The 26,549-nt window shown below is 76.8% G+C and carries 28 protein-coding genes and 2 pseudogenes; 15 read left to right on the top strand and 15 right to left on the bottom strand.

Annotated features, from left to right (window positions below; genetic code table 11):
• Positions 1 to 332: 332 nt before the first annotated feature.
• The gene (locus NT8_RS05390; RefSeq protein WP_067964877.1) at positions 333 to 998 is read right to left on the bottom strand and encodes a dienelactone hydrolase family protein; all 666 of its coding nucleotides are present in this window, start codon (positions 996 to 998) and stop codon (positions 333 to 335) included.
• 173 nt (positions 999 to 1,171) lie between these two features.
• On the opposite strand from NT8_RS05390, the gene NT8_RS05385 reads away from it, so the two are divergent.
• The 4 genes from NT8_RS05385 (at position 1,172) to NT8_RS05370 (ending at position 3,242) form a co-directional block, all read left to right on the top strand.
• Positions 1,172 to 1,741 (top strand): nucleotidyltransferase, encoded by a 570-nt coding sequence (locus NT8_RS05385; RefSeq protein WP_067964875.1) that lies wholly within the window; start codon positions 1,172 to 1,174, stop codon positions 1,739 to 1,741.
• A gap of 14 nt (positions 1,742 to 1,755) precedes the next feature.
• On the top strand, positions 1,756 to 2,010 hold the full coding sequence (locus tag NT8_RS30665) for a BON domain-containing protein (protein WP_067964873.1): 255 nt from the start codon (positions 1,756 to 1,758) through the stop codon (positions 2,008 to 2,010).
• The gene (locus tag NT8_RS05375) at positions 2,007 to 2,732 is read left to right on the top strand and encodes a metallophosphoesterase family protein (RefSeq protein ID WP_067964871.1); all 726 of its coding nucleotides are present in this window, start codon (positions 2,007 to 2,009) and stop codon (positions 2,730 to 2,732) included. The genes NT8_RS30665 and NT8_RS05375 overlap by 4 nt, the downstream gene beginning before the upstream one ends.
• 99 nt (positions 2,733 to 2,831) lie before the next feature.
• Positions 2,832 to 3,242 carry a ChaB family protein gene (locus tag NT8_RS05370; RefSeq protein ID WP_067964869.1) on the top strand — a complete coding sequence of 137 codons (411 nt, stop codon included), beginning with the start codon at positions 2,832 to 2,834 and terminating at the stop codon, positions 3,240 to 3,242.
• A gap of 402 nt (positions 3,243 to 3,644) precedes the next feature.
• Here the strand turns inward: NT8_RS05370 and NT8_RS05365 are convergent, their stop codons facing one another.
• A complete protein-coding gene (locus tag NT8_RS05365) occupies positions 3,645 to 4,778 on the bottom strand; it encodes a glycosyltransferase family 9 protein (RefSeq protein WP_084468657.1) in 1,134 nt (377 codons plus the stop codon).
• 186 nt (positions 4,779 to 4,964) lie between these two features.
• Here NT8_RS05365 and NT8_RS05360 point away from each other — a divergent pair, with 186 nt between their 5' ends.
• Positions 4,965 to 6,425: an MFS transporter gene (locus NT8_RS05360; RefSeq protein WP_067964867.1), complete on the top strand. Its 1,461-nt coding sequence runs from the start codon at positions 4,965 to 4,967 to the stop codon at positions 6,423 to 6,425.
• A 175-nt stretch (positions 6,426 to 6,600) separates the two neighbouring features.
• Here the strand turns inward: NT8_RS05360 and NT8_RS05355 are convergent, their stop codons facing one another.
• From NT8_RS05355 to NT8_RS05345, 3 genes are all read right to left on the bottom strand, one after another.
• A complete protein-coding gene (locus NT8_RS05355; RefSeq protein WP_067964866.1) occupies positions 6,601 to 7,041 on the bottom strand; it encodes a MarR family winged helix-turn-helix transcriptional regulator in 441 nt (146 codons plus the stop codon).
• Positions 7,042 to 7,262: 221 nt separating this feature from the next.
• Positions 7,263 to 7,682 (bottom strand): CBS domain-containing protein, encoded by a 420-nt coding sequence (locus NT8_RS05350; RefSeq protein ID WP_067964864.1) that lies wholly within the window; start codon positions 7,680 to 7,682, stop codon positions 7,263 to 7,265.
• Positions 7,683 to 7,817: 135 nt separating this feature from the next.
• Positions 7,818 to 8,852 (bottom strand): iron-siderophore ABC transporter substrate-binding protein, encoded by a 1,035-nt coding sequence (locus tag NT8_RS05345; protein ID WP_067964862.1) that lies wholly within the window; start codon positions 8,850 to 8,852, stop codon positions 7,818 to 7,820.
• 229 nt (positions 8,853 to 9,081) lie between these two features.
• On the opposite strand from NT8_RS05345, the gene NT8_RS05340 reads away from it, so the two are divergent.
• Entirely contained in the window at positions 9,082 to 9,315 is a 234-nt protein-coding gene (locus NT8_RS05340; RefSeq protein ID WP_067964860.1) for a DUF3040 domain-containing protein, read from the top strand.
• 39 nt (positions 9,316 to 9,354) lie between these two features.
• On the opposite strand, the gene NT8_RS05335 is transcribed toward NT8_RS05340, so the two are convergent.
• Complete coding sequence (locus NT8_RS05335) at positions 9,355 to 10,353, bottom strand: polysaccharide pyruvyl transferase family protein (RefSeq protein WP_067964858.1); 999 nt, start codon at positions 10,351 to 10,353, stop codon at positions 9,355 to 9,357.
• Positions 10,354 to 10,401: 48 nt separating this feature from the next.
• Entirely contained in the window at positions 10,402 to 11,751 is a 1,350-nt protein-coding gene (paaK, locus tag NT8_RS05330; protein ID WP_067964856.1) for a phenylacetate--CoA ligase PaaK, read from the bottom strand.
• A 204-nt stretch (positions 11,752 to 11,955) separates the two neighbouring features.
• On the opposite strand from paaK, the gene paaA reads away from it, so the two are divergent.
• The 7 genes and pseudogenes from paaA (at position 11,956) to NT8_RS05295 (ending at position 17,961) form a co-directional block, all read left to right on the top strand.
• Complete coding sequence (gene paaA / locus NT8_RS05325) at positions 11,956 to 12,957, top strand: 1,2-phenylacetyl-CoA epoxidase subunit PaaA (protein WP_084468656.1); 1,002 nt, start codon at positions 11,956 to 11,958, stop codon at positions 12,955 to 12,957.
• Positions 12,954 to 13,256, top strand: a complete 303-nt coding sequence (paaB, locus tag NT8_RS05320; RefSeq protein ID WP_067964854.1) for a 1,2-phenylacetyl-CoA epoxidase subunit PaaB — start codon at positions 12,954 to 12,956, stop codon at positions 13,254 to 13,256. The genes paaA and paaB overlap by 4 nt, the downstream gene beginning before the upstream one ends.
• A gap of 28 nt (positions 13,257 to 13,284) precedes the next feature.
• Positions 13,285 to 14,166 carry a 1,2-phenylacetyl-CoA epoxidase subunit PaaC gene (gene paaC / locus NT8_RS05315; RefSeq protein ID WP_067964852.1) on the top strand — a complete coding sequence of 294 codons (882 nt, stop codon included), beginning with the start codon at positions 13,285 to 13,287 and terminating at the stop codon, positions 14,164 to 14,166.
• Between the two features lie 188 nt (positions 14,167 to 14,354).
• Positions 14,355 to 14,861 (top strand): annotated as a pseudogene (gene paaD, locus NT8_RS05310) (1,2-phenylacetyl-CoA epoxidase subunit PaaD); the annotation flags it as partial.
• Between the two features lie 2 nt (positions 14,862 to 14,863).
• Positions 14,864 to 15,976: a 1,2-phenylacetyl-CoA epoxidase subunit PaaE gene (paaE, locus tag NT8_RS05305; protein ID WP_067964851.1), complete on the top strand. Its 1,113-nt coding sequence runs from the start codon at positions 14,864 to 14,866 to the stop codon at positions 15,974 to 15,976.
• 101 nt (positions 15,977 to 16,077) lie between these two features.
• Positions 16,078 to 16,692 (top strand): DUF998 domain-containing protein, encoded by a 615-nt coding sequence (locus NT8_RS05300; RefSeq protein ID WP_084468655.1) that lies wholly within the window; start codon positions 16,078 to 16,080, stop codon positions 16,690 to 16,692.
• A gap of 381 nt (positions 16,693 to 17,073) precedes the next feature.
• Positions 17,074 to 17,961: an aminoglycoside phosphotransferase family protein gene (locus NT8_RS05295; protein ID WP_067964849.1), complete on the top strand. Its 888-nt coding sequence runs from the start codon at positions 17,074 to 17,076 to the stop codon at positions 17,959 to 17,961.
• 106 nt (positions 17,962 to 18,067) lie between these two features.
• Here NT8_RS05295 and NT8_RS05290 read toward each other — a convergent pair whose 3' ends face one another.
• From NT8_RS05290 to NT8_RS05275, 4 genes and pseudogenes are all read right to left on the bottom strand, one after another.
• Positions 18,068 to 19,285: an MFS transporter gene (locus tag NT8_RS05290; RefSeq protein ID WP_067964848.1), complete on the bottom strand. Its 1,218-nt coding sequence runs from the start codon at positions 19,283 to 19,285 to the stop codon at positions 18,068 to 18,070.
• Positions 19,286 to 19,774: 489 nt separating this feature from the next.
• Positions 19,775 to 20,059, bottom strand: a pseudogene (locus tag NT8_RS31535) (hypothetical protein); the annotation flags it as partial.
• Between the two features lies 1 nt (position 20,060).
• Positions 20,061 to 20,483, bottom strand: a complete 423-nt coding sequence (locus NT8_RS29170; RefSeq protein WP_157515539.1) for a hypothetical protein — start codon at positions 20,481 to 20,483, stop codon at positions 20,061 to 20,063.
• 188 nt (positions 20,484 to 20,671) lie between these two features.
• On the bottom strand, positions 20,672 to 21,232 hold the full coding sequence (locus tag NT8_RS05275; RefSeq protein WP_067964846.1) for a hypothetical protein: 561 nt from the start codon (positions 21,230 to 21,232) through the stop codon (positions 20,672 to 20,674).
• 104 nt (positions 21,233 to 21,336) lie between these two features.
• On the opposite strand from NT8_RS05275, the gene NT8_RS05270 reads away from it, so the two are divergent.
• The gene (locus NT8_RS05270) at positions 21,337 to 21,858 is read left to right on the top strand and encodes a TetR/AcrR family transcriptional regulator C-terminal domain-containing protein (protein WP_067964844.1); all 522 of its coding nucleotides are present in this window, start codon (positions 21,337 to 21,339) and stop codon (positions 21,856 to 21,858) included.
• Positions 21,859 to 22,022: 164 nt separating this feature from the next.
• On the opposite strand, the gene NT8_RS05265 is transcribed toward NT8_RS05270, so the two are convergent.
• Entirely contained in the window at positions 22,023 to 23,360 is a 1,338-nt protein-coding gene (locus NT8_RS05265) for an erythromycin esterase family protein (RefSeq protein ID WP_067964842.1), read from the bottom strand.
• 60 nt (positions 23,361 to 23,420) lie between these two features.
• Here NT8_RS05265 and NT8_RS05260 point away from each other — a divergent pair, with 60 nt between their 5' ends.
• Complete coding sequence (locus tag NT8_RS05260; RefSeq protein ID WP_067964840.1) at positions 23,421 to 23,993, top strand: helix-turn-helix domain-containing protein; 573 nt, start codon at positions 23,421 to 23,423, stop codon at positions 23,991 to 23,993.
• Between the two features lie 3 nt (positions 23,994 to 23,996).
• On the opposite strand, the gene NT8_RS05255 is transcribed toward NT8_RS05260, so the two are convergent.
• The 3 genes from NT8_RS05255 to NT8_RS05245 form a co-directional block, all read right to left on the bottom strand.
• The gene (locus NT8_RS05255; RefSeq protein ID WP_217999070.1) at positions 23,997 to 25,229 is read right to left on the bottom strand and encodes an MFS transporter; all 1,233 of its coding nucleotides are present in this window, start codon (positions 25,227 to 25,229) and stop codon (positions 23,997 to 23,999) included.
• A 240-nt stretch (positions 25,230 to 25,469) separates the two neighbouring features.
• Positions 25,470 to 25,760: a hypothetical protein gene (locus tag NT8_RS05250; RefSeq protein WP_067964836.1), complete on the bottom strand. Its 291-nt coding sequence runs from the start codon at positions 25,758 to 25,760 to the stop codon at positions 25,470 to 25,472.
• Positions 25,761 to 25,912: 152 nt separating this feature from the next.
• Complete coding sequence (locus NT8_RS05245; RefSeq protein ID WP_067964834.1) at positions 25,913 to 26,530, bottom strand: TetR/AcrR family transcriptional regulator; 618 nt, start codon at positions 26,528 to 26,530, stop codon at positions 25,913 to 25,915.
• Between the last annotated feature and the right edge of the window lie 19 nt (positions 26,531 to 26,549).

The following is a 26,549-nucleotide window of genomic DNA, read 5'->3' as shown; positions in this document are numbered from 1 at the left end:
GGGGGAGTCGCCCGGCGCCGGCCCACGGGGTGCGGCCGGGACGCCGCGACACCCGTCCAGCACCGTCGGCGTCCCGGCCCGGTCCCCGCCCCGCGTCCGGTGCGGCCACCGCCCGTCCTTCCCGCCTTCCGCCCTTCCCGGGCCCCGCTCCCGCGCCCGGCCCGAACGCCCGCCCGAGGCGCTCCGCGCCCCCTCACCGACCCAGGCGGTCCGCTACCGCGATCCGCGCCCCCGCTTCCGCACCCTCCCCGGCCGCACGCGCGGCCGCGCACACGAGGGCCCGCGCACCCCGCCCGGGGGAGGGGCGCGCGGGCCGTCAGCGGGTCGGCGGATCAGCGCCCGTGGGAGCGGTCCGCGCCGAGGTGGTCGTCGAACCAGGCCATGGCCGCGCCGGCGACCTGCTCCAGCGCGCCGGGCTCGGGGAACAGGTGGGTGGCGCCCGGGACGAGGTGCACCTCGGCGGCGACGTGCATCCGGTCGACCGCCTCGAAGCTGAGCCGGACCACGTCCTCGTCGGCGCTGCCCACGATCAGCAGGACGGGGACGGCGACGCCCCCCACTGCGTCCCCGGCGAGGTCCACCCGCCCGCCCCGGCCCACAACGGCGCCCACCAGATCGGGCCGCTCGGCGGCCGTGCGCAGGGCGGCGGCGGCGCCGGTGCTGGCCCCGAACAGGCCGATGGGCCGGCCGGTCGTCGCGGGGTGGGCGGCGGCCGCGTCGACCGCGGCGGTCAGCCGCCGGGTCAGCAGGTCGATGTCGAAGCGCAGGGAGCGGGTGGTCTCGTCCTCCCGCGCCTCCTCCTCGGTGAGCAGGTCGAGCAGCAGGGTGGCGTAGCCGCGCGTGTGCAGCGCCTGGGCGACGGCGGTGTTGCGCGCACTGCGCCGCGAACTGCCGCTGCCGTGGGCGAACACGATCACGCCGACGGGGTCCGGTCCGGCCGCGAGGTCGCCGGGCAGGGCGGCGCCGTCGGCCTCGACGGTCACCGTTCGCACATGCATGTCCGGGCTCCCTCCGTGGTGGTTGCCCGTCCCACTACCGGTGCGCGGGGCGGCGAAACCCGGGGGCGCGGTTTGCCCCGCTGGGCCTGTGGTAGCGGTGCCCCAGGCGGCCGCCGGGCGCCGCGACGGAGCCCGGCGGCCGGAGACGCTACCAGGACTCCCGGGGGGAGCCGATGACCAAAGGGCCGGAGACGCAGGTCCTGCTGACCACCCTCAAACGCATCGCCAAGACGCTCAAGGAGCAGGGCGTCCCGTTCGCGCTCAGCGGCAGTTTCGCCGCCTACGCGCGCGGCGCACCCCCGTCCTTCCCGGCGCACGACGTCGACTTCGTGCTCTGCGAGGAGGACGTCGGCAAAGCCCTCGCCGCCTTGGAGGAGACGGGCATGACCGTCGAGGAGGCGTCGGAGGACTGGTTGGCCAAGGCGCGCGACGGGGACACCCCGATCGACCTGATCCACCGGCCGGGCGGGGTGCCCGTGAGCCGGGAGATGCTGGAGCGCGCCACCCCCCTCATGGTCGAGTCCGTCCTGGTGCCGGTGCTCGACGCGACCGACCTGCTGGTCATGCGGCTGCGCGCCTTCACCGAGCACGAGTGCGACTTCAGCGGGCCGCTGCTGACGGTCCGCGCGCTGCGCGAGCAGGCCGACTGGGACCGGGTGGAGGCGGCGGTCGCCGACTCGCCCTACGCGCGCGCGTTCCTGTTCCTGCTGCGCGAACTCGACGTGATCGACGACACCGACTAGGGGAGGCGATCGGCATGGCCGAGGAGCGCCCGCAGTACAAGGTGGGCCGGCTGCGGCGGGCCCTGGCCGAGGACCCGCGCACCAACGAGCTGGGAATCGAGGTGCGGGTCCGCGACCGCGACGTGCACCTCACCGGGGAGGTGGCGTGCGAGGAGCGGCGGCGGGCCGTCGTGGAGGTGGCCCGGGAGAACCTGCCCGGCCACGAGGTGTACGACGAGTTGACCGTGGCCCGGATCGACGGCGACACAGCGGAGGAGCGGCTGCCATGATCACGATCGCGGCGGTGGGCGACGTCCACCTGGACGAGGCGATGCGCGGACAGTACCGCGAGCGGCTCGCCGGCCTGCCCGACGAGGCCGACGCGCTGCTGCTGGCGGGCGACCTCACCAAGCACGGCACGGTGGACGAGGGCCGGGTCGTCGCCGAGGAGTTCCGCGACCTGGGGGTCCCGGTGATCGCGGTGCTGGGCAACCACGACCACCACTCGGACGCGCAGAAGGAGATCACCGAGCTGATGCGCGGCGAGGGGATCACCGTCCTGGAGGGCGAGGGGACGGTGGTCGACTGCCCGGGCGGGCGGCTGGGCGTCGCCGGGGTCAAGGGGTTCGGCGGCGGGTTCGCCGGCAAGTGCGCGACCGAGTTCGGCGAGCGCGAGACCAAGGACTTCGTCCGGCACGGCCGCGAGGCCGCCGAGGCGCTGGGCGAGGCGCTGCGCGGGCTCGACGCCGACCTGCTGGTGGGCCTCACGCACTACGCGCCGGTGAAGGAGACGCTGACCGGGGAGCCGCCGGAGATCTTCCCCTTTCTCGGCAACTACCTGCTGGCCGAGGCGCTCGACGACAGCGGGGCCGCGCTCGGCGTGCACGGGCACGCGCACGCCGGGACGGAGTGCGGGGTGACGGCGGGCGGGGTGCGGGTGCGCAACGTCGCCCTGCCGGTGCTGCGCCGGCCCTACGCCCTGTACCGGTTGGACGGGGCGGGCGGCGGGTGACGCCGGGGCCCGGTTTGCGGCCGGGCGCTCGCGGTAGTCGAGGGGGAACGCCCGCTTCGGCGGGCGGGAACACCGCCGTCAAGGGAGGAGGTCTCGGCCATGCCGGCGCGGGACGAACTACCGGACACCCTCAAGCGCTCGCCGAAGAAGGCCCAGGAGACCTGGATCAAGGCGCACGACTCCGCGGTCGACAGCTACGGGGAGGGCGAGCGGGCGCACCGCACCGCTTTCTCCGCCCTCAAGCACGGGTTCGAGAAGGTGGGCGACCACTGGGAGCCCAAGGAGGGCAAGGGGCCGTCCGACCGGCGCGCCGCCGACCCGGACGCGCGGAACAAGGGCGGCGGCTCGGGGTCCGCGGGCGGGGTGGACGCCAACGCGAGCAAGGAGCACCTGTACGCGCGGGCGCGTGAGCTGGGCGTGTCGGGCCGGTCGCGCATGAGCAAGGGCGAACTGGTGGACGCGCTGCAGAAGGAGAGCCGGACCCGCACGCGCAAGGCCCGCTCGTCCTGACCCCCGGCCCGGCCGCCTCCGGTGGTCGGGCCGCACCGCGCCTGGAGGGCCTCCCGAGGGGAGGCCCTCCGCGCGCGTCCTCGCCCGGTGGCGCGGGGTGGTGCGGCCCCGCGCCGCCCGGGGGTGGCCCGGCGCCCGTCCGCTGCGCCGCGCCGTGTCCGTGCCGGGGGCCGGGCACACGACCGAGGAGGGCCCGTTGGGGCCCTCCTCGTCCTTCACCTCTCACGCGCCGGGCGGGCGCCCACCGGAGTGGGTCCGCCGAGGGGCCCCGCCCCGCTCCCCCCAGAACGGGAGGGGCCCGCCTCGGCTCCGACGGACTCCCTCACCGGGAGTCCTTGGGCGCTTCGGCCCGGTACGGGTGCCCCTACCTCGACCGGCCGGGCCGAAACACGTCCGCGCGGATCAGCGCGGGTCGGCGGCGGCCCGCGGAGCGGCGGGGAGCGTGCCCAGGGCGTCGAGGGCGTCGAGGACCGCTTCGGTGGTGACGCGCAGCAGCCCGGGGTCGGGCCGGTCGGCGTGCGGGTCCCCGGTGGTGCCGGCCCACAGGCACACGTGCCGGTCGTGGTCGGTGCGCGGTCCCCACAGAGCGGGGGGGACCGGACCGAACAGCCGCACCGACGGGGTGCCGTAGGCGGTGGCCAGGTGGGCCACCCCGGTGTCGCCGCACAGGACGAGGGCGGCGTCGGCGATGAGGGCGGCGAGGACGGGCAGCGGGGTGCGGCCGGCCAGGACGTCGTCGCCGGGCAGTCCGGCGTCGCGCGCCACCCGTTCGGCGAGGGCGCGTTCGCCGGGCCCGCCGGTGACGACGACGCGGTGGCCGCGCGCGGTGAGGTGGCGGGCGGCCGCGGCGAAGCGGTCCGGCGGCCAGCGCCGGGCGGGCGCGGCGGCGCCGGGGTGCAGGACGGCGGCGCCGGGGCGCGGCGAGGGGGTGGGCGGCGGGTCCAGGCGCAGGTCGGCGGGGTCGGCCGGCACGCCGTGGTGGTGCAGGAGGCGGCACCAGCGGTCGGTCTCGTGGAGGTCGGCGTCCCAGGTGGGGCCGGGGACGCCGGGGAGATCGGGGTGGGCGTGGGTCCACAGCCGTGCGGGTGCCAGGGCCTGGAGGGTGCGGACGCTCTGCGGTCCGCTGCCGTGCAGGTTGACCGCCAGCTCCGGTGGCCGGGGGCCGGACCACGCGGGCGGCCGGAGCGGGTCGGTGGGGGCCACGGGCCAGGCCAGCCCGGCGAGGTCGAGCAGCGCGCGCTGTGCGGCGGGCGCGGCCAGGTGCAGGCGGTGGCCGGGCAGCGCCCGCTGCAGGGCGCGCAGGGCGGGGACGGCCGCCAGGAAGTCCCCGAGCCCCAGCGCGCGCAGGACGAGCGCGTCGGGGGCGGCCCGCCGGTCGGCCGGGCCCGCGCCCGCCGGCCCGCCGGAGGGCGCGAGGGGTGCCGGCGGTCGGGCCCGGCGCGGCCCCTGGGCCTCCGGCGGCCCGTTGCGGAGGCGGCCGGGCGGCGGTCCGGCGGGGGGAGGTGCGGGCGGGCGCGGGTCGCGGTGATCGGGCATGCGCGACCGCCTACCGCCCCCGGCACCGTTCAAACGGCGCGCCCCCGCGACCGGGGCGGCACCGGGTTTGACGGTGTTTCGTAGTGCGAACTACTATGCTTCGCGAATCGAACAGTTCGCACTACGAAGTAGGTGGCGTATGGCCGGACGGACGTCCTCGGACGGGGCGGCGCGGGGAGGCGCGGGGTGAGCGCGGACGCGGAGCACCGGCCCGACACCGCGGGCCCGAACCGGATCCTGGCCGCGCTGGTGGCGGCCGTCTTCGGCTACGCGCTCATGCAGACCGTCGTGGTGCCGGCGCTGGGCCTGCTGGAGGACCGGCTGGACACGACCCCCGCGGGCGCGGCGTGGATCCTGAGCGCGTTCCTGCTCTCCAGCGCGGTCCTCACCCCGGTGCTGGGGCGCCTCGGCGACCAGTACGGCCGGCGGCGGGTCCTCCTGGCGGTGCTGGGGGTCTACGCGCTGGGCATGGCCGGGGCCGCGGCGGCGCAGGACATCGGCCAGCTCATCGCCGCCCGGGTCGTCCAGGGTGCGGCGCTGGCGGTCGTCCCGCTGTCGATGGCCGTCCTGCGCGAGGCGCTGCCGCCCCGGCGGCTGCGGTTCGCCATGGGGCTGGTGTCGGGCGTGGTCGGGGCCGGGGCGGGCGCCGGGCTGGTCGTCGGGGGCCTGGTGGCCGACCACCTCTCCTGGCGGTACCTCTTCGTCCTCGGCGCGGCGTTGGCGCTGCTCAGCCTGCTGCTCGTCGCCCGCTGGGTGCCGGCCGGCGCCCGCGCCCCGGGCGGCGGGATCGACCTCCCGGGAACGGTGCTGCTCGGGGCGGGGCTGGTCGCGGTGCTGCTGGCGCTCACCGAGGGCCCGGAATGGGGGTGGTCGTCGGCGCGGGTCCTGGGCCTGCTCGCCCTCGGGGTCGCCCTCTTCGCCGTCCTGGTGATGGTGGAGCGGCGGCGGCCGGACGCGCTCATCGACGTCGGCGAGTTCACCGACCGGCCGATGCTGATGACGCACGCCGCCGCGTTCCTCTTCGGCACCGCGTCCTACTTCTTCTACCTGGCCCTGCCGCTGTACGCGCAGAGCGGGACGGAGGACGGCGTGGGCTTCGGGGCGAGTGTGACCGTCACGGGCCTGCTGATGCTGCCGGGGGCGCTGGCCGTCATCCCGGCGGGGACGGCCGTGGGGCGGATCTCCACCGCCCTGGGACCGCGCTGGCCGATCACCGCGGGGTTCGGCCTGATGGCGGCCGGGGCGCTGCTGTTCGCCGCGGCCCACGACCGGATGTGGCAGCACGCCGTGTTCTACGCGGTGGTCGGCCTCGGGACCGGCCTGGTCATCGGCGCGCTGCCCACGCTGATCGCCGACATCGTGCCCCTGGCGCGCACGGGCACCGCCAACGGCCTCAACAACATCGCCCGCACCGTGGGCGGTGCGGTGGGCACCGCGCTCGCCGCCGCGGTGATCGCCTCGGGAGGCGGGGGCGGCCGGGTCGCCGACGCGGCGTTCACCACGCTGTTCCTGCTGGCGGCGGCCGTGGGGGTGCTCGGCCTGGTGGTCGCCCTCCTCACCGTGCGGCACCGCGCCGGGCACGCCGGGACGGCCACCGCCCCCGGCGCCTCGGCCCCGGACCGCGGGGCCGCACGCGGAGCCGCGTGAGCGTCCTCCACCCCGGCTGACCCCGCTCCGCGCGGGCGGGGACGGGCGAAGCGGTCCGCCCGCCCTCGCCGCCCGGCGCGGCCGGGGCGCCGCCGCGCCTCCCGGTCGGGGCGCGCGGGCGGCCGGACCGGGAGCGGGGACCGCGTGTCCGGACCGGTGCCGCCCGGCGCCGGACTCAGCCGGGGTCGAGTTCCGCGAGGACGCGGACCAGGGCCGCCACCATCCGGTCGCGGTCGCCGGCCTCCAGCGGGGCGGCGGCCGCGTCGAGCCGCGCGGCCACGTCGCCGTGGGCCGCGACGGCCAGCCGCTCGCCCTCGCCGGTCAGCGCCGCCCGCCAGGCGCGCCGGTCATCGGGGTCGGGGGTGCGCACGACCAGGCCGCGCTTCTCCACCCGGTCGACCAGGCCGGACACGCTGGACCGCTCCAGGTTGAGCCGCCGGCTGAGCCGGGTCATCCCCACCGGACCGGTCATGAGCATGCACAGCAACTGGAGCTGCTGCGGCGTCAGCCCGTGGTCGCGGCTCACGTCGGCGAACACGTGCTGGACCCGGTGGCCCAGGCGCACCAGCGCGGTGGCGACCCCCAGCCCGGCGGCCCCCTCGGTCGTCGCTGTCATGGGGCCGAGTCTAGACGCCGCCGCGCCGCCGCCCCGGTGCCGTCCGGCGCGTGCGGCGCGGGAGCGGTGGCCGGGGAGGCGGGGAGGAGGCCCGGTGCCCGGTGCCGGTGCCGGGGGCGGGCGTGGAACGGAGGCGGTCGGTGGCGCGGCCCGGCCGGAGGCGGACACGCCCCGGGCGGGGTGCCGCGTGGGCGCCCCGCCCGGGGTCGGGCCGGTGCCGGTCAGGTGTTGGGGCGTTCGGCGCTGATGTCGGCCAGGGCCGAGCCGGGGTCGCGTTCGACGGCGAGGTCGCCGAGGGACACGATGCCGACGAGGCGGTCGCCGTCCACGACGGGCAGCCGGCGGACGGCGTGGTCGCGCATCACCCGGACGGCCTCGGCGGCGTCGTCCTCCGGGCCGACGATGGCGAGCCGTCCGCTGCAGACGTCCTCGGCCGTACGCTGCCCGGGGTCGCCGCCGTCGGCGACGCAGCGGACCACGATGTCGCGGTCGGTGAGGACGCCGAGGACGGTGTCGCCCTCGGCGACGACCACCCCGCCGACGTCCCGGTCGCGCATGACGCCCGCGACCTCGCGCAGCGTCGTCGCGGGGGTGACGGTGTGCGGGGGAGCGGTCATGACGTCCTTCACCTTGCGGGCCATGGGTATCGCGTCTCCCTTCCGTGGGTCGGACGGCCCCGGGAGGGGCCGCTGCCCTTCCGCTGACCCCGCGCCCACCCCCCAAACCCGCACCGGTCGGGTGCCGGGGGCCGGTCGGCCGCCCGTGCGGCGGGCCGGTCAGGGGGCGGCGTCGGCGACCGCGGTGCCGGGGTCGCCGTCGACCGCCGCGGCGAGTTCGGGGACCAGGCGTTCGAGCTGGTACGGCAGGCTCAGGGGGGAGACGAAGGAGATGAAGTTGCTGTAGTCGGGGTCGCGGACGTAGACCTCGCGCCCCTCGCTCACGACGTCGAGGCCGCCGTAGAGGTCGGAGGCGTGCAGCTCCTCGGGGTCGGCGTCGAGCCAGACGACGGCGTCGGTGTCGAGCATGTCGGTGCGCTCGGCGCTCAGCGTCGCCCCGAAGGAGTCGCCGATGGCCGCGTCCAGGCCGTCCGGCAGGGCGAAGCCGAGGTCGGTCAGCAGCCGGGAGCGCGGGTCCTCGCTGCCGTAGACGAAGTAGCCGTCCCAGTCGGTGGCCATGACCGCGGTCGCCCCCGCGAACTCCGGGTGCTCCTCGCGCGCCGCCGCGATCTCGCCCTCGACCCGGGCGACGACCCGCTCGGCCGCCTCGGGCTCGCCGATCGCGGCGCCCGTCGTCTCGGTCAGCTCCTGCCAGGGGATGCCGTAGCCCCGGTACCCGCCGGGCTGGGCGACGGTCGGTGCCAGCCGGCTGAGGAGGTCGTACTGCCCCTCGGTGAGGTCGGCGTAGAGCGCCAGGATCAGGTCGGGTTCGAGGTCGGCGATCTGCTCCAGCGGCGGACCGTCCTCGTCGTGCAGCACGGTGGGCGGCTCCGCGTCACCCAGCGCCTCCTCCGCCCACGGGCCGATCTCGCCGGGGTAGGCGCCCAGCCACTCGGTGGTGCCCACCGGGACGACACCCAGCGCCAGCAGCGCGTCCTGCTCGGTGAGGCCGACCGCGACCACGCGCTCGGGGCGGGCGGTGATCTCGGTGGTGCCGAACTCGTGCTCGATCTCGACGGGGAACGCGCCGTCCGCCGGGCCGGCCGGCCCCTCCTCGGACGCGGGCGCCCCGCAGGCGGCCGCCGCGAGGACGAGGGCCGCGGCGGCGGCGCGGCGGAGTGCGGCGGGGGCGGCGGGGGCGGGGCGGCGGCGCATCGCGGGATCCCTCGGGTCAGGGCGGGCGGAGGGGCGCGGGAGGGCGCACGTCCGACGATCAGGGCTTAGGTTTGCCTAACCATGGTCGCGTGTCAAGGCCGTCCCCCGCCGGACGCCGGAGCCGGGGCGTCCGGCCGCCCGGTGGACCCGCCGGGACCTGCGGTGTTACGGCCCGGGGTGCCGGGGTAGACGGCCCGACTCCCGTGTGGGGGAGCCGAGGGAGGACGTCATGGCCGGGTTCCGGGGACGCGACGACGCACGCCTGCGCGCCATCGAGGCGCACCTCGCCGCCGAGGACCCCGAGTGCGCGCGGCGGCTGGAGCACTACTCCGCCCGCATCGCCGAGATCCCCGGGCCGTCCCGGGGCGACTCGCTGTCGCGCGGAACGGTCGTGGTCATGTGGGCCTGCGTCATCGCCGCGGTGCTCACCGCCCTGCTCGCCCCGCTGCTGGGCGCCGGCTGAGCCTCCCCCCGACCCCTCCCGCCCCGATCCGGCGTGCTCTCACGGTCCCCCGGGAGAGGGGCGCGGGGCGTCGCGGACCGCGCGCAGGCGGGGGCCGGGGACCGCGCCCCGCGCGGCGGCGTCGCCCGGCAGCGGGCCGGGAGGGACGTCGCGGCCCAGCGCGTCGAGCAGGTCGCGCACGAGCGGGGGGTGCGCGGGCGCCGGCGCGCCGCCGGGCAGCGGGTCGGCGGCCCCGGGACCGAGCCAGCGCCGCCACAGCCCGTCCAGCTCGGCCTCGGGCAGCGGGTCGCCGGGCCGCTCCAAGGTGACGACGGGCCACCCCCACACCGCCGCCTGCGCGGTGACCTTGGCGCCGCCCGCCACGGGGTCGACCGCGATCGCGGGCACCCCGTTGCGCAGCGCCAGCACCAGCCCGTGCAGGCGGGTGGTCACCACCGCGTCGACGCGGCGCACCAGCGCGTCGTACTGGCCCGGAGTGGCGCAGTGGAACCAGTCGTCCCCGTCGAGCCGGGTGTCCAGGGGCACCCGGGCGCAGTCCTTGGCCGCCAGCCACGCGGCCAACCGGGCGTGGACGGTCTCGTGGGCCGACCGCCGCGCGTACTCCGGCTGGTCCGGGGCGGCGGTGACCCCCACCACCGGGACGCCGGGGGCGGGCGGCGCCGCGGCGGCGAGGTCGGGCCGGGCGGGGGCGCCGGGCGCGTCGCGGGGCAGCACGCGGTGGAAGCCGCGGACGGCGGGGTCGCGCGGGTCCACCACCGACACCCCCACGGCGATGCGCAGGCAGCGGGCGAACCGCTCGTGCAGGGCGCGCACCTGGTGGCCGTGGACGGGGCCGCAGACGAAGACCAGGGCGTCGTAGGCGTCGGGGTCGGCGTCGACCAGGGCGGGCCCGCGCGGGCGGAACACCGGGCTCCACGCCGTGTCGTGCGCCGTTCCGGCGGCGTCCAGCGCCGCCGCGACGGCCGCGGCCGCCCCCACGTCGCCGGCCGTCGCCTCGCCGTCGAGGAAGGAGAACCATCCCGTGATGAGCACGCGCATGGGCTCCGACTACCCCGCTGCGCGCCGGGCATCACCACCGCGAGCCGGTCAGGCGGGCCGGTCGTCCACGACGCGGCGCGACTTCCCGGCCGAGCGCTCCAGGGTGCCGGGGTCGGCGACCTCCACCTCCACGCCCACCCCGGCCGCGGTGCGGACGGCCTCGGCCAGCTGCGCGGCGGCGGGGCCGCGCCGCTCGGCCGGGCAGTCGGGCCGGGCCTCGACCCGGACGGTGAGCCGGTCCAGGCGCCCCTCGCGGGTGAGGTGCAGCAGGAAGTGCGGGGCCAGCCCGGCGACGCCGAGCACCGCCTCCTCGACCTGGGTGGGGAACAGGTTGACGCCCCGGACGATGAGCATGTCGTCGCTGCGCCCGGTGACGCGGTCCATGCGCCGCATGGCGCGCGCGGTGCCCGGCAGCAGCCGGGTGAGGTCGCGGGTGCGGTAGCGGATCACCGGGAGGGCCTGGCGGGTGAGCGTGGTCAGCAGCAGCTCGCCTCGGGAGCCGTCGGGCAGCGCCGTCCCGGTGGCGGGGTCGACCACCTCGGGCAGGAAGTGGTCCTCCCAGACCGTGGGGCCGTCCTTGGTCTCGACGCACTCGCTCGCCACCCCGGGGCCCATGATCTCCGAGAGCCCGTAGATGTCGACGGCGTCGATGTCGAACCGGTCCTCGATCTCGGCGCGCATGGCCTCGGTCCAGGGCTCGGCGCCGAGGACGCCCACGCGCAGCGAGGTGGAGCGCGGGTCGACGCCCTGGCGCTCGAACTCGTCGAGGATCGTGAGCAGGTAGCTCGGCGTGACCATGATGACCTCGGGCCGCAGGTCGCGGATGAGGTGCACCTGGCGCGCGGTCTGCCCGCCCGAGACGGGCACGACGGTGCAGCCGAGGCGCTCCGCGCCGTAGTGGGCGCCCAGCCCGCCGGTGAACATGCCGTACCCGTAGGCCACGTGCACCCGGTCGCCGGGGCGCGCCCCGGCGGCGCGCAGCGAGCGGGCGACCAGGTCGGCCCAGGTGTCGACGTCGCGCCGGGTGGAGGCGACGACGGTGGGGCGGCCGGTGGTGCCGCTGGAGGCGTGCAGGCGGGCGACCCGCTCCCGGGGCACGGCCAGCATGCCGTAGGGGTAGTGGGCGCGCAGGTCGTCCTTTGTGGTGGTGGGGAAGCGGGCGAGGTCGGCGAGGGTGCGGCAGTCCTCGGGGCGGACCCCGGCGGCGTCGAACCGCTCCCGGTAGAACGGGACGTTGTCGTAGGCGTGGCGCAGCGTCCACCGGAGCCGGCGGAGCTGGAGTTCGCGCAGGTCGTCGGGTTGGAGGCGCTCGCCGGCGTCGAGGGTGGAGCGGTCGGGGGCGGCGGCGCGGCGGCGCGGGGCGGGGATCGGCGGGGTGGTCGTCTCTCGCGGGGCCATGGCGCCTCCTGTGCCGGGGCGCGCGGGCCGGGCCGGGTGCGCCTACCGAACGTTCGGTCGCTTCCGGATTAATCCAGGCGGTGTCGGGGCGTGTCAAGGGCGCGCCTCGGGGGTGGCGCCGCCGGAGCGGCGGGGGGTTGTCGGCGGGCGGAGGCTGCGTGATACTGATTACTGACCGATCGTTCGGTTATGCGGGGAGGGACCATGACCACGCCGACCGACCGCGCCGCGCCGCCCGGCGCCGCGACCGACGCCACCGGCACGGCGGAGGCCGACGAGGCCCGGCTGCAGGCCCGGTTCGACGCCCTGGTCGCCGACGAGCGGCGCGTCGAACCCCGCGACTGGATGCCCGACGGCTACCGCCGCACCCTCGTCCGCCAGATCGCCCAGCACGCCCACTCCGAGATCATCGGCATGCAGCCCGAGGGCGACTGGATCGCGTCGGCCCCCAGCCTGCGCCGCAAGGCCATCCTGCTGGCCAAGGTGCAGGACGAGGCCGGGCACGGCCTCTACCTCTACGCCGCCGCCGAGACCCTCGGCGTCGACCGGGCCGACCTCACCGAGCGGCTCGTCACCGGGCGGCAGAAGTACTCGTCGATCTTCAACTACCCCACGCTGACCTTCGCCGACGTCGGCGTCATCGGGTGGCTGGTCGACGGCGCCGCCATCTGCAACCAGGTCCCGCTGTGCCGCAGCTCCTACGGCCCCTACGCCCGCGCCATGGTCCGCATCTGCAAGGAGGAGTCCTTCCACCAGCGGCAGGGCTACGAGCTGCTGCTGCGCATGATGGCGGGGACCGGCGCCCAGCGCGCCATGGTCCAGGACGCCGTCGACCGGTGGTGGTGGCCCTCGCTGATGATGTTCGGCCCGCCCGACGCCGAGTCGCCCAACACCGCGCGGTCCATGGCCTGGCGCATCAAGCGCGACACCAACGACGCCCTGCGGCAGCGGTTCGTCGACATGACCGTCCCCCAGGCCGAGAAGCTCGGCGTCACCCTGCCCGACCCCGAGCTGCGGTGGAACCCCGAACGCGGCCACCACGACTTCGGCGAACCCGACTGGGCGGAGTTCCGGCGCGTCCTGGCCGGCGACGGCCCCCGCAACGCCGAACGGATCGCCCGCCGCCGCGCCGCGCACGAGGACGGCGCCTGGGTCCGCGCGGCCGCCGCCGCCCACGCCGCCAAGCACCCCGGAGGACGACCGTGACCGCCGACGATCCCGCCCGCGCCGACTGGCCCCTGTTCGAGGTGTTCGTGCGCGGCAAGCGCGGCCTCAACCACGTCCACGTCGGCTCGCTGCACGCCGCCGACGAGGAGATGGCCCTGCACGCCGCCCGCAACCTCTACACCCGCCGCAACGAGGGCGTCGGCATCTGGGTCGTGCGGTCGGCCGCCATCGCCGCGTCCGACCCCGGCAAGAAGGACGCGTTCTTCGCGCCCAGCGGCGACAAGGTCTACCGCCACCCCACCTTCTACCCGCTGCCCGACGACGTCCCGCACATCTGAGCGGGGCGGCCACGCACCGAGGACCGCGATGACCGGCGACAACGTGTACGACGCCCTGACCGCCGACCACGACGGCACCGACGCCCGCTGGGCCTTCGGCACCGGGTTCACCGACGCCCTGGCCGGCGTCGACACCGCCGTGCCCGACGGCGTCGACGGGCGCGACCTGGGCCGCTACTGCGAGATGCTCGGCGACGACGCGCTCGTCCTCGCCCAGCGGCTCGCCCAGTGGTGCACCTCGGCACCGGAACTGGAGGAGGAGGTCGCGCTGGCCAACATCGCCCTCGACCTCCTCGGCCAGGCCCGGCTGCTGCTGGCGCGCGCCGGGCAGGCCGACGGCACCGGGCGCGACGAGGACGCCTTCGCCTACCGGCGCGGGCCCGAGGGGTTCCGCAACGTCCGCCTGGTCGAGGAGCCCAACGGCGACTTCGCCCGCTCCACCGCCCGGCTGCTGGTCGCCGCCACCTGGCGGTTGGCCGTGTTCACCCGCCTCGCCGACTCCGCCGACCCGGTCCTCGCCGCGGTCGCCGCCAAGGGCACCGCCGAACTCGCCTACCACCGCGACTACGCCGCCGCGTGGACCGTGCGGCTCGGCGACGGCACCGCCTACTCCCGCGACCGCATGGCGGCGGGCCTGGCCGAGGTGTGGCCGGCGACCGCCGAGCTGTTCACGGCCCACCCCGTCGAGCGGCGGCTCGCCGCGTGCGGGGCGGCCGTCGACCCCGCCGACGTCCGCGACGAGGTCACCGGGGTGCTGCGCACCGTCCTGGAGGCCGCCACCCTCGCGGTCCCCGACCCGCCCCCGCCCGCCGCCCCGGCCGGGCGCGACGGCGGCCACACCCCGCACCTCGCCCCGCTGCTGGAGGAACTCCAGCGCGTGGCCCGCGCCCACCCGGACGCGACGTGGTGACCCGGCGCGGGACCGCGCCCGGGGCCGCGCCCGGCCGTGCCCCGGCCGACGCGGTGCCGAGCGGGGCGTCCCCGGCCCAGGGGGCACCGGTCGGCGGGGCACCGAGCGGGCGGACCCGGGCCGACCGGCCGCCGGCCGGGCGGCGCACGACCGGCGGGACGGCGCCCGGCGGCGCCCCGGCCGAGGACCGGTCCGACGCGGAGCGGCGCGCCTACGCCGCCGCGGCCGCCGTCACCGACCCCGAACTGCCCATGCTCACCCTGGCCGACCTCGGCGTGCTGCGCGGCGTGGCGGTCGGCCCCGACGGCACCGCGACGGCCGACCTCACCCCCACCTACACCGGCTGCCCCGCCCTGGCCGAGATGCGCGCCGACGTCGTGCGCGCCCTGCGCGCCGCCGGGTTCCCGCGCGCCGAGGTCCGCACCGTGCTCGCGCCGCCCTGGACCACCGACTGGATCACCGCCGAGGGGCGGCGCCGACTCGCCGCCCACGGCATCGCCCCGCCCGGCCCCGCCCCGCGCCGGGGCGCCGGGCCGGTGCCCCTGACCCTGCACACCACCCGCCCCGGGCCGGCCTGCCCCCGCTGCGGATCGGCCGACACCGAGGAGCTGTCGCGGTTCGGCGCCACCTCGTGCCGGGCCCTGCGCCGCTGCCGCGCCTGCCGCGAACCCTACGAGCACGTCAAGGAGATCTGACCGTGACAGCGCCCGCGCCCGGCACCGCCCCGGCCGCCCGCCCGGCCGGCGGGCGCCGCCGGACCGCCTTCCACCCGCTGCGCGTCGCCGCGGTCGAACCGCTGTGCGCGGACGCCGCCGCCGTCACCCTCGACGTGCCCGACGGCCTGGCCGACGCGTTCGCGTTCGCCCCCGGCCAGTCCCTCACCCTGCGGCGGGTCTTCGACGGGCGCGAGGAGCGGCGCAGCTACTCCATCTGCGCCGCGGCGGGGGAGGCCCCGAAGGTCGGGGTGCGGCTCGTCCCCGGGGGCCGCTTCTCCACCTGGCTGGTGCGCGACGCCCGGCCCGGCGACACGGTCGAGGCGGCCCCGCCCTCCGGCCGGTTCCACCCCGAGCCCGGGGCGGGTGGGCGGCACGTGTGCGTGGCGGCCGGGTCCGGCATCACCCCGGTGCTGTCGATCGCCGCCACCCTGCTGCGCACCACCGACGCCCGCGTCACCCTCGTCTACGGCAACCGGCGCGCCGACACCGTGATGTTCGCCGACGAACTGGCCGACCTCAAGGACGCCCACGGGACCCGGTTCGAGCTGGTGCACGTGCTCTCGCGGGAGGTCCGCGAGGCCGACCTGCTCAGCGGCCGGCTCGACGCCGCGCGCATCGACGCGCTGCTGGACGCGTTCGTCGCCACCGAGGCGGTCGACCACTGGTGGCTGTGCGGGCCCTTCGGCATGGTCGAGGACGCCCGCGCGGTGCTGCGGCGGCGCGGCGTGCCCGCCGACCGGGTCCACCGCGAGCTGTTCTTCGTCGACGCGGCCCCGCCGCCGCCCGTGCGGCGGACCGAGGACGCCGTGGACGGGCCCGCGAGCCGGGTCTCGGTCGTGCTGGACGGCCGCACCAGCGAACTCCTGCTGCCCCGCGACGTGCCCGTCCTCGACGCCGCCCAGCGCCACCGCCCCGACCTGCCGTTCGCCTGCAAGGGCGGGGTGTGCGGCACCTGCCGGGTGCTCGTCCGCGACGGCGAGGTGCGGATGCGCCGCAACTACGCGCTGGACGACACCGAGGTCGCCGCCGGCTACGCCCTGTCCTGCCAGGCGCTCCCGGTGACGGAGCGGGTCGTGGTCGACTACGACGCCTGACCGCGCCGGGCGCCCGGTCGCCGACCGGACGCCGACCGGGGCGCCGTCCGCGCGGCGAAGGGGGGTGGACACGGACGGAGTCGTCAACCTATGTTGACCGAATGGGACCTCACCTCCTCCTCGCCTGCGGCGCGGCCGCCGGCCCGCTGTTCACGCTCGGCTACCTGGCGGCGGGCGCGCACCGGCCGGACTACCGCCCGCTGCGCCACCCGGTCAGCTCGCTCGCCCTCGGCCCCGGGGCGTGGGTGCAGACCGCGAACTTCCTCGCCGCCGGAGGGCTGACGCTGGCCGGCGCGGTGGGCCTGTGGCAGGCCGGAGCGTCGCACTGGACCGCCCTGCTGGTCGGCGGGTGGGCGATCGGGCTGCTGGGCGCGGGCGCGTTCCGCACCGATCCGGTGAGCGGCTACCCGCCCGGGACCCCCGAGCGGCTCCGGCACCACAGCGGGGCCGGAAGCCTGCACGACGGGTTCTCCCTCGCGGGGTTCGCCGCCCTCGCCGCGGCCTGCTTCGTGTCGGCCGCCGCCGGCCCGCCCGCGTGGGCCGGCTACGCGGTGGCCAGCGGGGTGCTCTTCGCGGCGGCGATGGTGCTGTCCAGCGCGGCGTTCGACCGGCGCGTCCCCTGGCGCGACCACGGCGGGCTGGTCCAGCGGGTCGGGCTCACGATCGGCTGGACCTGGCAGACCGTGTTCGCCGGGCGCCTTCTCCTCGCCGCCTAGGGGTTTCTTGGCGGCTTCCGTCAGCGAGCGCTATCCCTACCTATGCCTATGTCGCAGGCTGGCACGGCGGGGGTCCTGGGCGGCGCCCGCAAGCCGACCCGCGAACTCTGCCCTGGTCTGACCGTTCGAGCTGATCGGCGCGGAGAGCGTCGTTCGGCCCCCGCTGTGCGCAGCTGCGGATCAGCGCGCAGGAGGGCCGTGGCCGTGGCCGCGAGCTCGGACCGCCCGGGCGTCCGGGTCAGGCGGGGGCGGCCCCGCCGGGCGCCGCGCACCGCTCCGCCCCGCCCGCGACCGGAAAACCGGTGGACGGGCCGCCGCCCGGTGGGTTGGGATGGCCGCGGCCGCCCGCCGATCCGGAGCGGGCCGACCCCCGGGACCCCGATGACCGCCGAGAGCACCCCCGCCAATCGCCCCGCCGTCGACACCGCGCTGGTCCGGCGCCTGGTCGACGCGCGGTTCCCGCAGTGGGCCGCCCTGCCCCTGCGGCGCGTGGAGCCGGCGGGCTCCGACCACGTGATCCACCGGCTGGGCGCGGAGCTGTCGGTCCGGCTGCCCCGCCACGCCGGCGCCATCGGCCAGGCCCGCAAGGAGGCCGAATGGCTGCCGCGACTCGCCCCGCACCTGCCGCTGGACGTCCCGGTGCCGGTGGCGGTCGGCGAACCCGCCCTGGGCTACCCGTGGCCGTGGGCGGTGACCCGCTGGCTCGACGGCGACCCGGTCGCCGTCGGGGCGCTGGCAGACTCCGCCGAGGCCGCCACCGCCCTGGCCGGGTTCCTCACCGCGCTGCGGCGGTGCCCCTCGCCCGGGGACGGCGCCCAAGGCCTCACCGTGCGGTCGCTCGCCGCGCGCGACCGGTCGACCAGGGAGGCCATCGCCGCGTTCGGCGGGGAGTTCGGCGCCGAGGCCATGACCGCGCTGTGGGACGCCGCGCTCGCCGCCCCCGCGTGGGAGCACCCCCCGGTCTGGTTCCACGGCGACCTGCACACCGGCAACCTGCTGACCCGGGGCGGGCGGCTCGGCGCGGTCATCGACTTCGGCGAACTCGGCGTGGGCGACCCCGCCTGCGACCTGACCATCGCCTTCACCGTGATGTCGGCCCGCAGCCGCGCGGTCTTCCGCGCCGCGCTGGACGTGGACGACGCCACGTGGGCCCGGGGTCGCGGCTGGGCGCTGACCACGGGCCTGGCCGCCCACACCGCCTACGCCGCCACCGACCCCCGGGTCGCCGCCCAGACCACCCGCCAGATCACCGAGGCCCTCGCCGGGTAGGAAGCCGCATCGGGTCGGCGCCGCGCCGGCCCGGGCGGGGGCGGGCTGCCGGCGCGCCCGAGGCGGGTGCCGGGCGTGCGGCGCGGTGGCGGTGCGGACCCGCCCGTCAGCGGCGGGCGAAGGCGGCCGAGGCCAGCAGGACCGCAGAGGAGAACCACAGGGCCCCCGATGTGCCCGCCAGGCCCGCGACCGCGCCGGCGGCCGCCGGGATGGCGGCCTGGCCGATGCGGTTGCCCCACAGGCGCAGCGCCAGCGCGGTGCCCCGGGCGGTCGCGGGCACCGCCGTCACCACCATCGTCATGGTCAGCGGCTGGCCCAGGCCGAGCAGGAACCCGCCCGCGGCCAGGACCGCGCCCAGCACCAGCGGCTCGTCGATCGGCAGCGCGACCACCGCCAGCGCCACCCCCGCCCCGCTGGTGCTCGCGATGATCAGGGTCCCCCGCGACCAGCGCTTGAGCAGCCACGACAGCATCAGCCGCGACACCAGCGACGTCGCCGCGCGCACCCCCAGCAGCACGCCGACCACGGCCGGCGCGATCCCGCGGCTCTCGGCCACCAGCGGCAGGTAGGCGGTCAGCACGTCGATCGACGCCAGCAGGGACAGGCTCGCCAGCAGGCCCGAGGGCATGCCCGGCCGGCGCAGCAGGCTCACCGTCGAAGGGCGCTCCGCCGGGGCCGCGTCGCCGTCGCCGTCCTCGCCGGAGGGGCGCGGGCGCGGAGCGGGGGCCGACCGGGCGAGCCCCACCAGCGGGACCAGCCCGGCGGCGGCGACCACCCCGGCGACCGTGAGCGCCACCGACGTCGGTCCCAGCAGCGCCGATCCGGTGGCGTCGCCCAGCAGCGCCCCCGACAGCACCGGGCCGATGAGCTGGCCCAGGGACGCGGCGGCGGAGAACCAGCCGAAGTCGCGGTCGAGCGAGGAATCGGGCGACAGCCGGGCGATCAGCCCCTGCCCGGCGAGCATGCACACCAGGTGCCCGACGCCGAGCCCCGCTCCGGCCGCCGCGATGGCGTACAGGCCGTCGGCGCGGGCGAGCGCCAGCGAGGACACCGCCAGCGCGCCCGCCCCCACCGCGAGCAGCCACGCCGTGCGCCGGGACCGGTCGGTCAGCCGTCCGATGGGGACGGCGATCAGAACGGGCAGCACGGCGTAGGCGGCGGTGATCAGTCCGATCGCGACGGCGTCGCCGCCCAGCGCGATGCTGCGGTAGGACACCAGCGGCCGGGCGAGGTTGAGCGCCGTCTGCGTGGCGACGACGCTCACCAGCAGCAGCCACAGCCACGTGCGCCGGTCGGGTCGTTCGGGGGTGCCGTCGGCGGCCATGGGCGGCGGCTCCCCTCGTGTGCGCGGTGGCCGGCCCGGTCCCGGGCGGACGGGGAAGGGCGGCCGGGCGGTGCCGGCGCCGCCCGGTCCCGATTGTCGATCTTGGCGGCGCCGCTGTTCAACGCCTTGGAGGTGTGACAAAAACGGCGTCGCCCCCTCGACCGGGCGCGCCGCATCGCCGGAGCGGACCCGGGCATGCCGCCCTCCGGACGTACCCGGGCCGGGTGACGTCACGCGGTCGACTGCGATCTGCGGGGTCCGGTCAGATCAGACAAGTCCTCGCGCAGCTGCCCATACGACGGCCTCGATGGGTGTTCGGACGCCCAACACGTTGCATATCTCGCGGGTATCGCTCCGCAGATCCTCGGGTTCGCGGTTGAGCCGTCTAGAGACCGTCTGCAGCGTCGCGCCGGTCGCGAGCTCCGCCAGGAGCCGAGTCTGCTCGGGAGCCAGTACGGGTTCGTTTGCGAGTGTTGCGGTCGCCCGTGGCTTGCGACGCGCAGCCCATACGACGGCCTCGATCGGTGTGTCGACGCCCAGCTGGTCGCAGATGGACCGCAGGCGGCGGCGCAGGTCACGGGAGGTGATGTCTAACCTTTCCGCGGCCTCGGTGGTCGTCACGCCGGACGCGATCTCCGCCAGCAAGGCGAGATCGTCTGCGGAAAGTGTTGCGGAGGCGGTGGGGACGGTTGAACGAACGCGGTCGTTGTACGCCCCGGTGTTGCGCTGGAGGGCTGTCAGAACCTCCCAGACGAAATGCGCCGAAGTACCCATGTCAACCCTCCGTCCCCGAGGACCGCTGGCCAGTGTCAGGTGGCTGGACCGGGGCCGATGGTGTGATCTGTTCATTTTCCATCGCCGGTTCCAGAACTGAGGGCTCCGCCAATTCGATCGCGGCGGGCGTCGTATTCACGACCGAAGCCGAACGACTGAGCTGTTCGATGATGTAGGGTGCCGCGACTCCCACGGCGAGTGCCCCGAAGGCCCCAGATACCTGCCCGGTCGAGCCGGCCGCCAGCGCAAGCCCCGACCCCACACCGAGCCTGATGAAGACCGAGGTCAACCATGGGCCGAAAGATGGTTCGGAGGCGCCTAACCACGGCCAACATTGCAATCTGCGCACGGCATTGTTGAATTGGAGACCTTCGACCGCCGCTGCACCGAACAGGCCCCATAGGGCGAAAGCAAGTGCGCTCACGGTGAGATCGTGCCATATGTGTGGACTCCCTACACCGCTTTCAATGTGCTCCGGGACGGCATCGGCGGAGGCGTCGCTTTTCCGTGATCGCGCTATGGAACGATGCCCAGTACCGGTACTACTGAGGAGCTACTCCGTGGCGGCGGGGCGAGGGAGGGGCGCCGGGGCGCCGGTCCCCGGGGGCGGCCTCAGCCGTGCGGGGTGGTCCACTTGCGGCGCAGTGCCTCATGGGGCGGGTGGCCGTCCCGGTCGAGATCGAGGACGCCGCAGAGGAAGGCCAGCACGGAGTCGGCGAAGAGGCTGACCTTGCCGTGCCCGCTCGTGCGCGCGCACTCGTAGTCGGCGGGCTGGACCCGCTGGTGCACCAGGAAGCCGCTGACCATGGCCTGGAGGGTGAGGGCGACCCGGTGCGGCGTCCAGCCGGCGCGCAGCGGCGCCCCCGTCAGGTCCATCAGCGCGCCGTAGGCGGCCGACCAGTGGTGCTGCTCGGCGCGCAGGCCCTCCGCCACCGCCCCGGCCGCGTCCCCGTCGCCCGACAGCAGCGGGGTGAGGTGGGTGATGAGGTAGGAGCGCGGGTCGGCCGCCAGTTCCCGGAGCAGCGTGTCGGCGGTGCGCACGGTGGCGTCCACCGGGTCCGCCCCGCCGCCGAGGCCCTCCAGGGCGGCGGCCAGGCGGATCGGGGGCGGCTGCTCGGCGCGGTCCCTGCGGGTCAGCGCCCACACCGCCGCGTCGGACCGGAAGGCGGTCACCGTCCCCCACCGCGTGGTGATGGTCCGGGGGTCGGGGGCGTAGCCGGCCCGGGCCAGGATGCGGTTCGGCTGCAGGTGGCCCAGCGCCTTGGGGATGAGCGCTGATGGCCGACGCGGCCCTCGGCGAACCGGACGTTCCGGACCCGCTCGGCGGCGACTGGCGGGCCGGGCTGGCCGCGTGGGCGGCGGGCGCCGCGGACCGCTACCGCCGGCACCCGTGGATTCCGGAGGTGCCGGTCTCGCGGCTCCCGGTCATGCCGTGCAACCTGGCCTGGATCGAGTACGCGCTCCGCGTGCTCGCGTCCACCCCCCTCGCCCCGCCGGAGAAGCTGGCGGTCATCGCGCTCGTGACCGGCCACGTGCGCAACGAGGCCGCCACGCGTACGCAGCTGGCGCACGGCAGGGCGCGCGCGGCGGCCGCGGGCGGCGACGCGGACGACGCCTACGCCAGGACGCTCGACGCCGTCGTGGACGCCGACCGCTTCCCGGAGCTCCGGGGGGTCGTCGACGGGTACATCCTCGCCGCGACCACCCCGGCCCCCGACGCGGCGGAGGAGATGGCCGACTTCGGGCTCGACCGCATCCTCGACGGCATCGCGTCCCTCATCGACCGGCGCTCCCGCTAGCCGGCGGACGCGCCGGGCGGCGGCGGCCCGAGCGGACCGGCGAGCGGCCCGGCCCCCTGGAGGTCAGCCGCCCCGCCCGGCCGGTCCGCGCGCCGCCGGGGAGGTGCGGGCCCGCGCCGGGCGGCCGCCGTCGCCGAGCGGGCCGGCCCTCGGCCGGCATGCCATCAGCCGGCGGTCACCCCGTCGCGGAATTCGGCCGCGTACCGGGCGAACGCCTCCCGGACCTCGGCGGGCGCGTGCGTCAGGGCGTCGGGGTCGGGGGTGGCCGCGGTGGTCCGGGGCAGGTGCACCAGGGCGTCGAAGGCGTCCAGCGGTGCCACCTCCGAGTAGTAGGCGCCGTGGCGGTGCCGCGTGGTGGCGCGCAGTGCGGCGGCGTCGTCCGGAGCGGCGCGCCGCAGGTCGACCGCGAACGGGCCGTCGTGGGACGCCGCCAGCAGCGCGTCCAGGCTGCCGGAATCGGGCGCCCCCTGCTCGGCGAACAGCCGGCCCTCGGTGAAGTCGGGGCCGGTGTTGAGCGTGCGCCCCGCGCCCGTGGTCGTCCCGATCACCACGTACTCCCCGCCCAGCCGGTCGGCCAGGTGCAGGCCCAGCGGCGTCATCGCGGGCACGCCGGGCATGGCGACCGGGTGCCGCTGGACATGGCCGTTGTGGGCGGCGAGCACCACGCGCTCCTCGCGCTCCAGAATCCAGCCGACCGTGTCGGCCATGGCGGCGTCGCGCAGCCCCGCCATCCCCGCGAAGTCGCCGCGCGCCGTCGCGCGGAGCATGGCGTCGAGGACGGCCGTCACCCGCAGGTCGTGCAGCGCCCGGTCGTGGGCGGCGGCGCCGCTGCGGGCGCGGAGTTCCCGCTGCCGGGGCGCCAGCCGGGCGGCGAGGTCGGCGAGGCCGGCCGTCAGCGCGTCGCGGCGCTCGGGCGCGAGTCCGGCGTAGGCGGCGAGGGACTCGGGCGCGGTGAACGCGGACGGCCGGGCGAACGCGGTGGCGGTCTCCCACAGAGCGGGGTCGGGGGCGAGCCCGGGGTCGGCCCGGCCGAGGTGGGCGGCCACGGCGTCGAGTCCGGGCAGCAGGGACACCATGGACCCCGGCATGTCGATGCCGTGGAAGGCGACCGGGCGCGCGGCCGTGGCGTTGTGCGCGCGCATCCACTCCAGGTGGGCGCCCATCTCCCGCCACAGGCCCATCAGCGAGGTGGTGCCCTCGGCCAGCACCCGGCCGAGCGGGGCGCCGCCGCCCCGTACCCAGGCGTCGACCAGGCGGCCCTCCACGAAGCCGGTCTCCATGGCGTAGGCGCCGAAGCCGTGGCGCTCCACGAGGCGGCGCAGCAGGCGGTGGCGGAGCCGGTGGGACTCGGCGCCGTAGTGGGCGCTCTCGCCGATGGCGACCACGCGGGCGTCGCCGACCAGCTCGTCCAACCAGGCGAGGTCGTCCGCCGGGCCGCCCGGGTCGAGGGTGCGCAGGGGCAGCACCGCGGCGGGGCTGAGGGCGGGGGTGGGGGTGGCCATCGGGTCCTCCTCGTGCGTTTCCAACTTTGGGAACGGTACCAGTTATGGGAACGTACGGGGATGGACACCCTCGAACTCCTCCTCCACCCGGTGCGGATGCGCATCGTGCACGCCATGTCCGGCGACCGCACCCGCACGACCGCCGACCTCTGCGCGCGGCTGCCCGACGTGCCCAAGACGACCGTGTACCGCCACGTCGCCCTGCTGGCCGAGGCGGGCGTCCTCGCGGTCGCCGACGAGCGGCGCGTGCACGGCGCCGTCGAGCGCCACTACCGGCTGAACCGCGAACGGGCGGTGATCGACGCCGACGCGGCCGCGGCGATGTCCCCGGAGGACCACCGGCGCGCGTTCACCGCGGCCATGGCCGTGCTGCACGCCGAGTTCAACGCCTACCTCGACCGCGACGGCGCCGACCCCTCCGCCGACTCCGTCGGCTACCGCCAGGGCATGCTGTGGCTGAGCCCGGAGGAGCTGGCCGGGCTCGTCGCCGACCTCCGCGCCGTGCTCGCCGCCCGCGCCCACCACCCGCCCGCCCCCGGCCGCGACCCCCACCTGCTCAGCATGATCCTGTTCCCGGCGGCGGCCGCACCACCGGAGGAGGACGGGCCGGGGGAGGGGGACGGGCCGGGCTAGCGGCTAGCGCAGTTCGGTGCCGCGGGTCTCGGGCATGGCCAGCACCACGACGAAGCACACGGCCGCGGCCGCCGCCACGTAGAAGAAGAACGCCGTCGACCAGCCCAGCGCCGCCAGCGTGCTGATCACCAGCGGGGCGGTCCCGCCGAACAGCGCGACCGTCAGGTTGTACCAGGCGCCGATGCCCAGCCCGCGCAGTTCGGTGGGGAACAGCTCGCTCATCACGGCCGGCGCGATCGACGTCATGGCGGTGTACAGGGCGAGGCCGACGCAGAACGCGGTCATCAGCCCCCACAGGTCCGGGCCCACCAGCCGCGACAGCGGCACGATGAGGACCGCGGTCGCCGCCGACCAGGCCAGCAGAGGGGGCCGGCGGCCCACCCGGTCGGCGAGCGCGCCCATCGGGTACTGCAGGGCCACGAACAGCGCGGTCGCCACCGACAGGGCGAGGAACACGTCGACGTCGTCGGCGCCGCGCGAGTCCACCGCGAAGGGGCCGAGCGCGCTGAAGAACGTGTAGTAGCAGAGGGTGGACAGCATGGTGAAGCCGACCAGCCGGCCCACCGCCTTGGGGTGGCTCCGCAGCGTGGTCAGCAGCGGGTGCGGCAGCCGCCGTGCCCGGGCTCCGGCGCGCTCGAACGCCTCGGTCTCGGCGAGCGCCCGCCGCAGCCAGAGCCCCACCAGCCCCAGCAGGGCGCCGACGACGAACGGGATGCGCCAGCCCCAGGCGTGCAGCGCGTCCTCGGGCAGGGTCCGGGCCAGCGCGAACCCCAGCAGCGAGGCGATGAGGACCGCCGTGCCCGTGGACAGGTAGAAGAACGAGGAGTACCGGCCGCGCCGGTCGGGCGGCGCGATCTCCCCGAGGTAGGCGGAGGCGTTGGACACCTCGCCGCCGATCGACAGGCCCTGGGCGATGCGCGCGAGCAGCAGCAGCACCGGCGCCGCCCAGCCGACCTGCTCGTAGGTGGGCAGCACCGCGAGCACCAGCGAGCCGCCGGCCATCAGCACGATCGTGAGGATCATCGCGGGCCGCCGCCCCCGGACGTCGGCCAGCCGCCCGATCAGCAGCCCGCCGAGGGGGCGGAAGAAGAAGGCGAGGGCGAACGTCGCAAAGGTGTTGATGCGCGCTAGATCCTCGTTCTCCGATGGGAAGAACTGGGTTGCGAAGTAAATACTGAATGTCGCATAAATGGTCCAGTCGTACCATTCGATGGCGTTACCGATGCTCGCCGCCACGAGCCGGCGTACCGGCAGCCGGTGAACAGTGGGCGCGGGGGAGGGGGGAACGGAGTTCCCGGGGGCACCATGCTCCATCCCGCCATCATCACCCCCACTCGCCCCCCGCACCAGAGCCCCTGGCGCCCCACCCTTCCCTCCCACCGCGCGCCCGGGAGGGTCTGCGGGGATCACCGACGACGACCTCGGGGCCATGCCCGGCGGGTAGCGGGTCCGTTGACCCGCGGTCCCGCCGGCGCCCTACCCGCGTGGCAGGGCGAGCACGTGGCCCGGGTCGTCCGCCCACAGGCGGTGTTCGCCATCGGCGGTCACCGTCAGCCCCAGGCGGTCCCGTGCCGGGCGGTCGGCCGCCTCCCATACCGCGCGCGCCGCCCCGATCTCCGCCCACAGGTCGCGGGGGCCGGCCGATCTCGTCTCCCAGGAAGCCTCGTGCGGCGCATACTCGCCCAGTGCCCACGACCCCGAGGCCGTCCCCCGGTCGAAGACGTAGATGCTCGCCTCCCCGGAGTCGTCCTTGGCCGTGAAGGTCACGAAGTCGACTCCGGGAACGAGGTGGCCGACGGTCAGGCGCCACCCGTCGTCGCGGTCGGCGATCCAGAACGGGTTGACGTCCGTGCGCCCGGACCGGGCCGCCGGGTCCTCCTCGTGGACGCGGCGGCCCGCCGCTCCGCCTTGTGCCGTCGTCAGTCCGGGGTGCCGCGGGCGCGGCTGCGGATCAGGGGGAGGTAGACCTCGTCGACGATCTCGGTCAGGACGTCGTCGGGGACGGAGGGGGCGCCGCGGACGACGAACTCGTCGCGGAGGACGACCATGGCCACCGTGGCGACCCGCGGGTGGAGGGCCTCGGGGGGTGCCTCGCCGCGCGCGACCGCGCGTCCCAGGACGGTCAGCCACGGCGCCGCCCCGGTGTCGGCGGGCTGGGCCAGGTGGGCGAGGAACTCCGGGGCGCCGCCCGCCGCCGCCATCAGCTCGCGCAGGATCGCGCCGAGCGGTGAGCTCCAGTGGCGGTTCGCGCCGCGCAGCAGTTCGAGGGCGTCGCCGCGCAGGCTCCCGGTGTCGGGTGGGCGGACGGCGGCGGCCAGGCGCCCGTAGGCGGCGGTGCCGAGGGCGAGGCGGTTCGGCCAGCGGCGGTAGATCGCGTTCTTGTTGGTCCCGGCGCGGCGGGCGACCCGGTCCATGGTCAGTCCCGCGAAACCGGACTCGGTGAGCTCGTCGACCGCGGCGCACAGGATCGCCTCCTCCAGGGCCGCGCCGCGGCGCCGCGTCCGCCCGCCCCCCTGTGCCGCCTCGTCGCCTGCCACGGTCCGCGCTCCCCTTCCC

Source organism: Nocardiopsis trehalosi NBRC 14201 (genome assembly GCF_001552555.1).
Lineage (GTDB): Bacteria > Actinomycetota > Actinomycetes > Streptosporangiales > Streptosporangiaceae > Nocardiopsis_B > Nocardiopsis_B trehalosi.
This window is presented reverse-complemented; position numbering and strand designations above follow the sequence as displayed.